Raw genomic sequence first — 11,331 nt, 5'->3', positions numbered from 1 at the left:
GATCATGCCGTCCCGGGGACGTCCCAGTCGATCCTCGCGGCGAGCTCCCGCAGCCGGGCACCGAGCACCGGGTCGACCGATGCGGCCCACGCCACCCGGCCGAGGACGTGGTCGCGGAAGGTCGCCGGGTCGCGGTCCCGGACCTGGGAGCGCCAGCCGTGCACCGCGCAGTTGTGCAGCAGGGCGCGCAGCGCGTCCCGCTCGGGGCGCGGGAGCGTGGGCCGCACGTTGACGACGGCGCCCAACACCTGCTGGCGGTGGCCGGTGCCCATGGTGCGGGTCTTGGCGGGGTTGACGCGCAGCCCCTCGTCGGCGGCGACGGCGGCGACCCGCGCGGCGAACCGGTCGCGGCGCAGGCCGGGACCGCCGCTGAAGGTCAGGTCGTCGACGTAGCGGGTGTAGACCGCGCCCGCCGACGCCGCGAGCCCGGCCAGGCGGCGGTCCAGCCGCGCGCAGACCAGGTTGGCCAGCGCGGGGGAGGTCGGCGCCCCGACCGGCAGGTGCGGCGCGGCGAGCCGGCGGCCCAGCCGGGCGTGCCGGTCGGGGTCGGTGCCGACCGGCACGCGGCGCCACACGGCGGCGGGGACGACCGTCGTCGCCAGGCCGGTGACGGCGTGCGCCACCGGCTCGGTCAGCCCGGCGACGCCCTGCAGCACGCCCCAGACCCGGCCGGCCGGCACGCCGGCGAAGAAGGACTCGAGGTCCATGGACAGGACGACGGCGGCTCCGGCGTGCGGCGCCGCGGCGGTGCGCACCGACCGCCCCGGCACGCAGCCGTGCGCGGCGTCGTGCACCGGCAGCGGGGCGAGCAGGTGCCGCAGCAGCCGCCGTTGGGCCTCGCGCAGCCGGGGCTTGGGCGCGGCCACCAGGCGCACGCCGCCGGGACGCTCGAGGACCCGCCAGCGGTAGTGCCGCAGCGCCTCGTCCGGCGCGGTCCGCTCCAGGCCGCGGACGTCGGCGAACCAGGCCAGCTCGCCCTGGTCGACGTCGAGCAGCCGGGCCAGGGCAGCGAGGTCGGACACCTCCCGGACACCGGGGCGCCGCCGGACGACCCGGGTGGGGACCGGCTCGCGGCGGTGCACCCGCGGCCGGACCTCCCCGGCCGACCAGCCGCGCTCCCAGCCGGCCGTCGTGGTGAGGAAGGCGGCCAGCTCGCGCGGCCGGTCGGCCGGGGCCTCGCGGTAGGTCAGCAGCACCTCCCCGACCAGGGTGCCGACCCAGCGCGGTGCCCGCGCGTACCCGAGGGCGACGGCGACCCGGCGCACCGCGTCCCGCCGTCGCCACGGACCGGCCAGCAGCGCGGTGGCGACACCGGACGCGGTCGCCGCCGTCCGGCGGGAGGCCGTCACCGGGGTGCGCGGCGGGACGGGCAGCCACTCCGCGTGGGAGTCGCCGGTGCGTGCGCGGAGCGCGCCGTCCGGCGGGTGGTGCCGATGGTGGCGATGACCTGCTGCCCCGGGGTCGCCCCGGGAGACCGGTCGCTGCCGGTCGTCCTGCCCGCCCCGCCGCGCACGCTGCGGACCGTAGCGGCACCGATGAGTCCCGGGCCCCGGTCCGGTCTGCAGTGCGACGGGACCACGAGCACGAAGGGGACGACGTGACGACGGACGAGGAGATCCGCGCGGCGACGGCGGCGGAGCGGCGCGAGCAGGCGGCGCTGTACGGGTCGCTGACCGACGAGCAGTGGAACGCGCCGAGCCTGTGCTCCGGCTGGCGGGTGAAGGAGGTGCTGGCCCACACGACGATGCCCTTCCGCTACTCCACCGGGGCGGTGCTGCGGGGCATCCTGCGGGCCCGGGGCAGCTTCGACCGGTTCGCCGACCGGGCCGCACACCGCGACGCCGCCGCGCTGTCGCCGGCCGAGCTGCTGACGTCGCTGCGGGACAACGTCGACTTCGCGTGGTCCCCGCCCGGCGGTGGGCCACTCGGTGCGCTCTCCCACGACGTCATCCACGGCCTCGACGTCTCGGCCGCCCTCGGCCTCGACGACCGCCACGCCTCGCCGCAGCGGTGCGCCCTGGTGCTGTCCGGGCTGCGCCCCAAGCAGCTGCGCGCCTTCGGGGTCGACCTCACCGGCGTGCGGCTGCGGGCGACCGACGCCGAGTGGTCCTACGGCGAGGGCGAGGTGGTCGAGGGCCGCGCCCAGGACCTGCTGCTCGCCGTCTGCGGCCGTCGCCAGCCCGCGGGGCGGCTGAGCGGCGCGGCCGCCGACCGGCTGGCCGCCGGCTCGCGGGGCTGACCGCTCACCCGCCGAGGCCGTGCCGGGCTCCTCCCACCGGGGTCGGGGTGCCCGGCAGCGTAGGACCGCCCGGGGGACCGTTCCCGGAGGTCAGCGCGCGGCGATCGCCGCGCGGACCTCGCGCAGGCTCGGGTTGGTCAGGTACCGCCCGCCGACGACGACGGTGGGGGAGACCTCCCAGCCCTCGGGGTGGTGCGCACGGACCGCGGCCGCGCCCTCCGGGTCGTCGGAGAAGCGCACCGCCCGGTGGGGGACGCGCGCGAGCGTCATCGTCGCGCGCAGCTTCGCGGAGAAGGGGCAGCCGGGCTTCACGTAGACGGTGACGGGCTCATCGGTCATGGACGGCTCCGATCCCACGACGTCGGTCGTTCCCCGCTGCGGTCACCGTCCCAGGGGAGCGGCCAGGAGGCAACGCGCGCCGCGGCCGATGAGTCCTGCGCGCTCGTGCAGTCTGCCCAGCATGACCCCCCAGGACGTCGACGCCTCGTTCACCGCCCCCATCGAGAAGGACGGTGCCTTCCCCACCTACCTGACCGTGCCGGACTCCGCCGCGCTGTTCGGCACCCGCCGGGCGGTGAAGGTGACCGGCACCGTCGACGGCCACGACTTCACCGCCACCTGCATGCCGTCCGGCGAGGGACCGCACTGGCTCCCGCTGCGCAAGGCGATCTGCACGGCGATCGGCAAGGACGCGGCCGGTCAGGAGGTCGCCGTCCACCTGCGGCAGCGCCTGTCCTGACGCGCGGGCCGGCGGCGGGCACGGCAGGCTGGGCCGGTGAGCTGGCTGGTCACCGGGGGCGCCGGGTACGTCGGGGCGCACGTCGTGCACGCGATGGTGGCGGCAGGGGAGGACGTCGTCGTCCTCGACGACCTGTCCACCGGCGACGGGGACCGCCTCGCCGGGCTGCCGCAGGTGCCGGTGGAGGTCGGCTCGGTGCGCGACCGCGGCATGGTCCGGCGGGTGCTCCGGGAGAACGGCGTCACCGGCGTCGTGCACCTGGCCGGGAAGAAGCAGGTGGCCGAGTCGGTGGCCGACCCGCTGCTCTACTGGGCGGAGAACGTCGAGGGCCTGGTGGGGCTGCTCGAGGGCTGCCGCGCCAAGGGCGTCACCCGGTTCGTGTTCTCCTCCAGCGCCTCGGTCTACGGCATGCCCGACGCCGACCGGGTGGACGAGGACACGCCCTGCCGCCCGCTGTCGCCCTACGGCCGCACCAAGCTCGCCGGGGAGGACCTGCTGCGCGACTGCGCCGCCTGGGGCCTGGCCGCCACGAGCCTGCGCTACTTCAACGTGGCCGGTGCCGCGGCGCCCGAGCTCGGCGACCGGGGCGCGGCCAACCTCGTGCCGCTGGTCTTCGAGGCCCTCGACGCCGCGCGCCGGCCGGTGCTCTTCGGTGACGACCACCCCACGGCCGACGGCAGCCCGGTGCGCGACTTCGTGCACGTCTCCGACGTCGCGGACGCGCACGTGGCCGCCGCCCGCGCGCTGGTCGCCGGCCGGCCCGGGGGCACGTACAACGTCGGCCGCGGCGAGGGCAGCAGCGTGCGGGAGGTGCTGCGCGTGGTCGCCGAGGTCACCGGCGGGGACACGACGCCGGAGGTGGCCGGCCGGCGTCCCGGGGACCCGGCGCGCGTGGTCGCCGCCGTCGACCGGATCGCCCGCGACCTCGGCTTCCGCGCCACCCGCGACCTGCGGGAGATGATCGCCAGCGCGTGGACCGCCTGGCGGGCGCTGCAGCCGCTCTGACCTCCCTCGCCCGAGCTCGTGCTCTGCCCCCGATGGGGGGCAGAGCACTAGCGGGCCGGGGACACCGCGGAGGCTGCCAGCTCCCGGGCCCGCCCGTCGGCGAGCAGCACCTCCGGCAGGCCGGCCAGCGCCGCGCGCATCCGCTCCGGCCCGCCGAACTGGAAGCCGAGCTGGGTGGCGTAGCAGGCGCAGGCGTCGGCCCGCCGGGAGAGGTCCTGCGGCAGGTCGAGGGGTGCCAGCCCGGCGGGCAGATCCGGTCCCGGCACGGCGTCCGGCTCGCGCAGCACGTACGGGGAGTCCCGCCACCACAGCACCGGCCGGTCCAGCGCGGCCACCGCCCGCAGCACCTGCAGGTGGTCCACGTGCGCGCCCAGTGCCTGCGGCGCCAGCCAGAGGTCGCCCGGGACGTCGGCCAGCGCGGCACGCACCGGCCGCCACACGTCGTCGCCGACGTGGACCCCGGCGAACAGGTCCGGTGCGCTGGTGTACCCGCGGTGCGGCGCCTCGGGCAGGTCCAGGTGCACCGACCCGGCGCCGAGCACGGCCATCGCCGCGGCGTCCTCGGCACGGCGCAGGGCCATGTAGTCGACGTCGGCGGCCAGTCCCTTGTCCAGCTGGCAGGCCAGCGCGAAGCCGGCCGGGTCGGCCACGCTCGCGGTGAAGCAGGTGACCACGGTGACCTCGTGCCCGGCGTCGGCGAGTGCGGCCAGCGTGCCGCCCACGGAGAACGCGGCGTCGTCGAGGTGCGGGCTGACCGCCACCACCCTCACGGCGCTCCCCTCACAGCAGGTGCGCCGCCGACCGGAACCGGCAGGAGAGGTCGACCGTCGGCGGCATCGTCCAGTGGGCGGGAGGCGTCGAGCCCGCCACGGACCGGTAGACGTCGTCGATCGAGCGGGCCAGCACCGGCCACGAGTACAGCCGGCGCACCTCCTCCAGCGCCGTCGTCGCCAGCCGGGTGCGCAGGTCGCCGTCGGCCAGCAGCCGGTCGAGCGCGGCCCGCAGGCCGGCGACGTCACCCGGCGTGTGCAGCAGGCCGTTCTCCCCGTCGCGCAGGCAGTCGACGACGCCGACGCTGTCGGTGCTCACCGTGGGCAGCCCGCTGGCCATCGCCTCGAGCAGCGTGTTGCTGAACCCCTCGCTGTACGTGGGGCTCACGAAGACGTCGGCCGCGCGGTAGACCGCCGGTGCCTCGTCGGGCGGGACGTAGCCGAGGAAGGTGGTGCGGTCGTCGGCGCGGGCCCTCGCCTCGTCGAGGTCGGGGCCGATGCCCGAGACCACGAGCCGCACGCCGTCGGGCAGCGCCTCCAGCAGGTCGAGGACGCCCTTGCGGCGGTCGACGCGGCCGTGGAACAGCAGCACCGGAGGGTCCTGCAGCGAGCCCGGTGGCCGCTCGGCGGGGGTGAACCGGCGTGTGTCCGTGGCGCCCGGGACGATCGTGAACCGCTCCGGGTCCGAACCGAGGTTGCCCACCACCTCGTCGCGGAAGCTGGCGCTGCCGATGAGCACGGCCGACGACGCGTCGACGACGGTGCGCATCGCGTGCGCGTGCGTGTCGCAGCAGGTGCCCACCCAGTGCCCGTCACCGCCCTGGATGCTCACCACCGCCGGCAACCCGGTCTCCCGCGCGGCCGCCAGCACCGCCAGGCCCGGCGGATAGCCGTACTGGGCGTGCAGCACGTCGAAGGGGCGCCGGGCGTGCAGGTCCAGGACGGTGCGCACGATCTCGTCGAGGTCGCCCTCCCAGTCGGCGGGGACGACGGTCTCGCCGCGGCTGGGCAGCGCGCGCACCTCGACGCCGGCCGGCACCCGGTCGGCCGGGGGCGGGCCGCCGCCGTACACGCGGGTGCCGGCCTCGTCGTCGCGGTACTGGCTGACCAGCACCACCTCGTGGCCGAGAGCGGCGAGCTCGCGCAGCAGGTTCTCCGCGTAGACGCTCATGCCGCTGACCGCGGGCCAGTAGCGGCGGCTGACGAAGCAGATCCTCACGCCGCCGTCCCCTGCGACTCGGCCTTCCTCAGGACCTCGATCGAGCGCGGCACCATCTCGTGCGCGCGGTGCCCGTCGCGGGAGAGCTCCAGCGTGACCAGCCGGTCGTAGGCGACGTCCCGCAGCGCCCGCAGCACCGCCGGCAGGTCGACGTCGCCCTCGTCGAGCGGCAGGTGGTCGTGCACGCCGCGGCGCATCCCCTCGACGGCGACCGTGCCCAGGTGCGGCGCGAACCGGGTCACCGCCTCCTCCGGCTCGTACGCCCCGGCCACGACGCAGTGCCCGGTGTCGAGCGCCAGGGCGATGCCCGGCGCCTCGGCGGCCAGCCGCGCCCAGCCGTCGGCGTCCTCGACCAGCATCCCGGGCTCCGGCTCGACGGCGAGGGCGTAGGAGCGCCCACCGTGGCTGTCGACCAGCGCGCGGACGCCGTCGACGAACCAGCCCCACGCGGCGTCCCGGTCGACGCCCGGCTTCGGCACCCCGGCCCAGAAGCTGACCGCCTCGGCACCGAGCACCTCGGCGAGGTCGCAGGCCAGCCGCAGGTAGGCCAGCCGGCGCGCCCGGCCCTCGGCGGAGGCGCTCACGAACGTCGGCTCGTGCTTGGCCCGCGGGTCGAGCAGGAACCGCGCGCCGGTCTCCACGACCACGCCGAGGCCGAGCTCGTCGCAGCGCGCCCGCACCGCCTCGGCCTGCCGGCGCGCGTCCGGCGCGAACGGGTCGAGGTGGACGACGTCGAGGGTGAGCGCCACCCCCGCGTAGCCGCAGTCGGCGAGGAAGGCCAGCGCGTCGGACAGCCGGTGCGAGGTCAGCCCGTTGGTGTTGTAGGCGTAGCGCAGCGCCGTCACTGGTCGAGGACCTCCGCCACCACGTGCCGGCCCGGCTCCCGGTACAGCGCGTACAGCGCGCCCACCCGCCGGTCGGCGCCCGCGCGGTCGAACCACGCCGGACCACCCAGGCGCTCCTCGGCCGCGGCGGTGAGGTGCACCCGGGCCCAGCCGCCGGGGTCGGCGCCCACCGCGGCCAGGGGAGGGTGGGTCCCGTCGGAGCGCGAGACCAGCCGGCGCACGCCGCGCTCGCCGATCCGGCCGTAGCTCATCGTCTCCACCTCCAGGCCGGTCACCAGCACCTTGGCGGCCACCGCGTCGCCGACCGAGGGCTGCAGCTCCACCAGCACGTCGTGCCCGGCGGCCTGCACCGCGCCGGTGACGTGCGCGTGCAGGTCGTCCCCGGACCACGCCGGCAGGTCGGCCAGCGCCACCGACGACCGGCGGGACAGCACGGTGTCCTGCAGCAGGTCGACCAGCGCAGGGGTGCCCATCCGCGTCCACGCGAGCATGGCCTGCAGCGCGCGGTCCTCCTCGACCAGCCGCTCCGGCGGGTGCCCGCCGCGCCAGTGCTCCAGGTAGCCCGGCGGCGTCGACGGCAGGACGACGTCGAAGGGCCCGTGCATGAACGCCTTCCGCGCGCGGGCCGAGGCGAACTCGTGCAGCGCCTTGCGGATCGCGGTCTCGCGGTCGGGGTGCGCCGCCTCGCCACAGGCGGTGGCCATCACCGGCACCGGCTCCGAGCCGTCCCGGGAGCAGCCGACGGCGTACACGTCGACGACGCCGAACTCCGTCGAGGCCAGCTTCACCACGACGTCGATCCCCGCGGCGTCGAGCCGGCCGAGCAGCGCCAGCGCGTCGGGGTCGGTGAGCCCGTCGAGGTCGACGACCACGCCGCGGTCCATCGCGCGGAACGCCGTCGCGTTGCCGTCGCGCTGCAGCACCTCCAGCAGCGCGTGGGTGACCGCGCGGTCGGCGTCGAAGGCCGCGCCCTGGCCGTTGGTGATGACCGTGGTCAGCCAGCCGCCGGGCGGCGGGGCGCCGGGCAGGTCGTCGGGCGCGCTCGCCACGAGCTCGGCGGGCACCAGCACCCGCTCGCCGTCGCGCAGCCGGGTCATCGGCAGCCACTGCAGCGGCCGGTCGTCGTCGTACGCGCTGCCCGCCTCCAGGCACAGCTCGCGCGGGTCGGCCACCCGGTCGCGGCCGTGCCGCCGGGTCATCTCGGCGTAGGACCCCTCCTCGCGGGAGACGCCCTGGTGCGCGCGCAGCGACAGCGCCATCTCGGCCATCTCGCCCATCGCGCCGGTGCGGGCCTCCTCGCGGGTGGCGCCGTAGCCGAGCCCGCTGCCGCCCGGGTGCAGCTCCGAGGGCGGCAGGACGGCGGAGTGCAGCGGCACCTCGAGGACGTCGATGCCCTCGATCGCGAAGTCCTCGACCGGGACGGGGAAGGAGTCGCGGTACCGCTGCGACGGCGTCGTCCCGACGGCGGTCACAGCTCGGCCAGGGCGACGGGAGCGGCGTCCGGCGGCCCGGACAGCAGCCGCTGCACCAGGTGGACGACGTGGTCGGTGGTGACGCCGGGGACCATCTCGAACGGCGTGGCGACGGCGCCGAAGTCCAGCTCCGCGACGACGGCGAGCATCTCGCGCAGCTCCCCGTGCGACAGCGGGATCTGCGCGTGGAACGCCTTGTGCGCGCTCAGCGCCACCGGCTCGCCGTCGGGGGAGAGGTCGACCTTGAGCGAGTCGCCGCAGAAGAGGACCCCGCGGCGGGAGTCGTGCAGCACCGAGTGCCCGGCGAAGTGGCCTCCGGTGCGGTGCAGCGTCAGGCCCGGCGCGAGCTCGAGGACGTCGTCGGCCGGCCAGGTGACGCGGAAGGCCTTGGTCCACACGAGGTCGTGCACGTTGACGCACACCACCCGCGGCTCGAGCTCCTGCTGCAGCTGCCACAGCGCGCCGTAGCCGTGCACGTGGCTCGACGCCAGCACCGGGAAGCCGCCCGACTCGGCGGCCATGCGGCGCAGCTCGGCGAGCATCTCGGCGGTGTACCAGGGCGCGCACTCGAAGCCGACCAGGCCGATGTCGGACTCGATCACCCAGCCGCGGCTGTCGAGGCCGAAGCGCGGCTCGGTGCCGAACTCGGTGACGCCGTCGACCGGGGCCGGCCGCCAGAAGCCGGTGACCAGCTCGTCGGCCTGCTTGTCGGTCACGAACTCGAAGCCGTGCTCGGGCAGCGCGTTGCGGACGTCGGCGCAGACCGGGCAGACCTGCGGCCCGGGCGCGGGCCAGCGCTGCCAGTGCCCGCAGTTGGTGCAGGCGAAGGCGGGCAGGTCGGGCAGCAGGCCGCGGTAGGGGTTGGTGTCGACCTGGCTGGCGCCGTGCCGCGCGCCGTCGTCGGCGGCGGGGTCGGTGGCCCGGTCGATGGCCGTGGGCACGGACCGGGAGGCCACGGATGGGGAGGTCATGGGTTCCCTCCGTCGAGAGCGGTGAGGAGCAGGCGGTGCAGGGCGAGGTCGCGGGCGGGGTCGTACGGCCACCGTGCGCGGCCCGCGACCGCGTCGGTGAAGGCGGCGAACTGCGCCTCGAACGGCGGGGTGTCGGCGAACGGCACGTCCACCGGATCGGGGCGGTACAGCGTCAGCGAGCCTCCCGCCGTCTGGCCCATGGTGTCGACGGCGACCGCCATGCCGCGCGTGCCGACCACCTCCAGGCGACGGCGGGGGAGCGCGTCGGGGGTGTTGAACGCGACGTGCAGGCTCACCAGCACGCCGCTGCCGGTGGTGCCGGTGAGCAGCGCGCCGTCGTCGACGCCGTAGTCGTGCACCCGGGTCTGCAGCAGCGCCGACAGCGCGGTGACGTCCTCGCCGAGCAGCGTGCCGGTGAGGTCCAGGCCGTGCGGCGCGAGGTCGATGGCGGCGCCGCCGCCGGCGCGGGCGGGGTCGACCCGCCAGTTGTCGTGCGGGCGGCCGTCGGGCGTCCAGTCCCCGGGCAGCCAGCAGCAGTAGACGATGCGCACCGCGGTGACCGTGCCGAGCTCGGGCACCAGCTCGCGCAGCCGGGCGTGGGCCGGGTGCCAGCGCTGGTCGTAGGCGGTGCCGAGCAGCACGCCGGCGTCGGCGCACGCGTCGACCAGGGCCTGCGCGTCGCCGGCGTCGGCGGCCAGGGGCTTCTCGCACAGCACCGCGCGGCCAGCCGCGGCGGCCGCCTCCACGAGCGGCCGGTGCCCGGCGTTGGGCACCGCCACGTAGACGGCGTCGAGCCCGGGGGTGGCCAGGAACTCCGCCAGGTCCGTCGTCCGGGCGGCTCCCTCGACCGGCATGCGCGCCATCGCCGCCGGGTCGAGGTCGTGCAGCGCCACCACCCGGGCGCCGTCGACGGCGAGCAGCGCGGGCAGCGCGTGGTCGCGGGCCACCCAGCCGCAGCCGGCGATGCCCCAGCCGACGGTCACCGGGCTCCCCTCCCGCCGAGATCGCCGGTCTCGCACGCTCCGGGCGCTCCACCCGTGCGAGACCGGCGATCTCGGCGCCCCCGAGCCCCGGTCACCACGCCTCCGGCAGGTCGACGAGCAGCCGGCGGCGGGCGGCGTCGGCGGGCAGCGGGTCCGGCCAGCGCTCCGGCAGGTACGTCGAGCGCGGGCCGTACTCGGCGGCGTAGCGCTCGTTCGGCCAGGTCAGCACGCCGTCGCGGTAGAGCGGGTTGGGGGCCAGCGGCGGCAGCGGCTCGCCGAGGTCGTCCGGCGCCGGCCCCCGCGGGTCCCCGGCCACGAGGGCCACGGCCTCGCTGGCGCGCAGGCCGGCGGGGGCGGCCGGTCGCGGCGGGCGGCCCTCGAGCAGCGAGCGGGTCAGCTCCTCGTCGTCGTAGAGCAGGCCGGTGCCGAGCACCTCGGCGTAGCCCTCCGGCGTCAGCGGCTCGCCGTGCGGGTCGGCCACGTGCGCGTGCCCGACCACGACGGTCCCGCCGTCCCCGGCCAGCGCGCGCATCGCCGCCGCGGCGGCCGGCTTGTCGCGCAGGAAGTAGAAGGCGTCGTGGCACATGACGTAGGCCGGCCGGTCGACGGCGAGGTCCGGGGCCGCGGTGAGGTCGGCGCACACGTAGCGGGCCTCGGGGCAGACGAAGCGCCGCGCCAGCCACAGCTTGGCCCAGACGACGTCGACGCCCAGCAGGTCGCGCACGCCCCGGCGGGACAGCTCGCGCAGGTGCGCGCCGGTGCCGCAGGCGACGTCGACCACCGGGCGGTCGCCGGGCCAGTGCGCCTGCAGCAGCGCCAGGCCGGCCAGGTGCGTGGGGTCCGACCAGCGGTGCGCGAAGTAGTCGGCCACCCGCCCCATGCCGAGGGAGTCCATCGCCTCGCGCAGCGTGCGCGCGGCCGGGACGCGGGCCAGCTGCTCGGGCGGGGGCGGCGGCTCGGTCCACCAGTCGTCGGCGTCGGCCAGCAGCAGCACCCGGGCGCGGTCGGTCTCGCCGGCGGCCAGCAGCCCGGCCACCTCCGCGCGCAGGTCGTCGCGGCCGGCCCGCGCGAACGGGATCCCGTCCACG

12 protein-coding genes are annotated in these 11,331 nt (G+C 77.0%); 3 read left to right on the top strand and 9 right to left on the bottom strand.

Features of this window, described 5'->3' with window-relative positions:
* Nucleotides 1–2: 2 nt before the first annotated feature.
* The gene (locus JD79_RS01685) at nucleotides 3–1,349 is read right to left on the bottom strand and encodes a reverse transcriptase family protein (protein WP_211307823.1); all 1,347 of its coding nucleotides are present in this window, start codon (nucleotides 1,347–1,349) and stop codon (nucleotides 3–5) included.
* Between the two features lie 248 nt (nucleotides 1,350–1,597).
* Here JD79_RS01685 and JD79_RS01680 point away from each other — a divergent pair, with 248 nt between their 5' ends.
* Complete coding sequence (locus JD79_RS01680; RefSeq protein WP_110004133.1) at nucleotides 1,598–2,239, top strand: maleylpyruvate isomerase family mycothiol-dependent enzyme; 642 nt, start codon at nucleotides 1,598–1,600, stop codon at nucleotides 2,237–2,239.
* Between the two features lie 90 nt (nucleotides 2,240–2,329).
* On the opposite strand, the gene JD79_RS01675 is transcribed toward JD79_RS01680, so the two are convergent.
* A complete protein-coding gene (locus JD79_RS01675; protein WP_146220360.1) occupies nucleotides 2,330–2,578 on the bottom strand; it encodes a glutaredoxin family protein in 249 nt (82 codons plus the stop codon).
* A 121-nt stretch (nucleotides 2,579–2,699) separates the two neighbouring features.
* Between JD79_RS01675 and JD79_RS01670 the strand changes: the two genes are divergently transcribed.
* Together JD79_RS01670 and galE are read left to right on the top strand one after the other, a co-directional pair.
* Nucleotides 2,700–2,978, top strand: coding sequence for a DUF1905 domain-containing protein (locus tag JD79_RS01670; protein WP_211307822.1), 279 nt, complete (start codon nucleotides 2,700–2,702; stop codon nucleotides 2,976–2,978).
* A 36-nt stretch (nucleotides 2,979–3,014) separates the two neighbouring features.
* Nucleotides 3,015–3,983, top strand: a complete 969-nt coding sequence (galE, locus tag JD79_RS01665; RefSeq protein ID WP_110004130.1) for a UDP-glucose 4-epimerase GalE — start codon at nucleotides 3,015–3,017, stop codon at nucleotides 3,981–3,983.
* Between the two features lie 47 nt (nucleotides 3,984–4,030).
* Here galE and JD79_RS01660 read toward each other — a convergent pair whose 3' ends face one another.
* From JD79_RS01660 to JD79_RS01630, 7 genes are all read right to left on the bottom strand, one after another.
* A complete protein-coding gene (locus JD79_RS01660) occupies nucleotides 4,031–4,753 on the bottom strand; it encodes a PIG-L deacetylase family protein (protein WP_211307821.1) in 723 nt (240 codons plus the stop codon).
* A gap of 10 nt (nucleotides 4,754–4,763) precedes the next feature.
* Complete coding sequence (locus JD79_RS01655) at nucleotides 4,764–5,972, bottom strand: glycosyltransferase family 4 protein (RefSeq protein WP_110004129.1); 1,209 nt, start codon at nucleotides 5,970–5,972, stop codon at nucleotides 4,764–4,766.
* Nucleotides 5,969–6,817, bottom strand: a complete 849-nt coding sequence (locus tag JD79_RS01650; protein WP_245899531.1) for a sugar phosphate isomerase/epimerase family protein — start codon at nucleotides 6,815–6,817, stop codon at nucleotides 5,969–5,971. The genes JD79_RS01655 and JD79_RS01650 overlap by 4 nt, the downstream gene beginning before the upstream one ends.
* Nucleotides 6,814–8,289 carry a YcaO-like family protein gene (locus tag JD79_RS01645; protein WP_110004128.1) on the bottom strand — a complete coding sequence of 492 codons (1,476 nt, stop codon included), beginning with the start codon at nucleotides 8,287–8,289 and terminating at the stop codon, nucleotides 6,814–6,816. Before JD79_RS01645 ends, JD79_RS01650 begins: the two co-directional genes overlap by 4 nt.
* The gene (locus JD79_RS01640; protein WP_245899529.1) at nucleotides 8,286–9,260 is read right to left on the bottom strand and encodes an MBL fold metallo-hydrolase; all 975 of its coding nucleotides are present in this window, start codon (nucleotides 9,258–9,260) and stop codon (nucleotides 8,286–8,288) included. Before JD79_RS01640 ends, JD79_RS01645 begins: the two co-directional genes overlap by 4 nt.
* Nucleotides 9,257–10,243: a Gfo/Idh/MocA family protein gene (locus JD79_RS01635; protein WP_110004127.1), complete on the bottom strand. Its 987-nt coding sequence runs from the start codon at nucleotides 10,241–10,243 to the stop codon at nucleotides 9,257–9,259. The genes JD79_RS01640 and JD79_RS01635 overlap by 4 nt, the downstream gene beginning before the upstream one ends.
* 91 nt (nucleotides 10,244–10,334) lie before the next feature.
* A complete protein-coding gene (locus tag JD79_RS01630; RefSeq protein ID WP_245899527.1) occupies nucleotides 10,335–11,330 on the bottom strand; it encodes a class I SAM-dependent methyltransferase in 996 nt (331 codons plus the stop codon).
* Between the last annotated feature and the right edge of the window lies 1 nt (nucleotide 11,331).

Origin of the sequence: Geodermatophilus normandii, assembly GCF_003182485.1 — a bacterium.
Classification (GTDB): Bacteria; Actinomycetota; Actinomycetes; order Mycobacteriales; family Geodermatophilaceae; genus Geodermatophilus; species Geodermatophilus normandii.
Note: the sequence above shows the minus strand (reverse complement) of the source record. Positions and strands in the feature narration are given on the sequence as shown.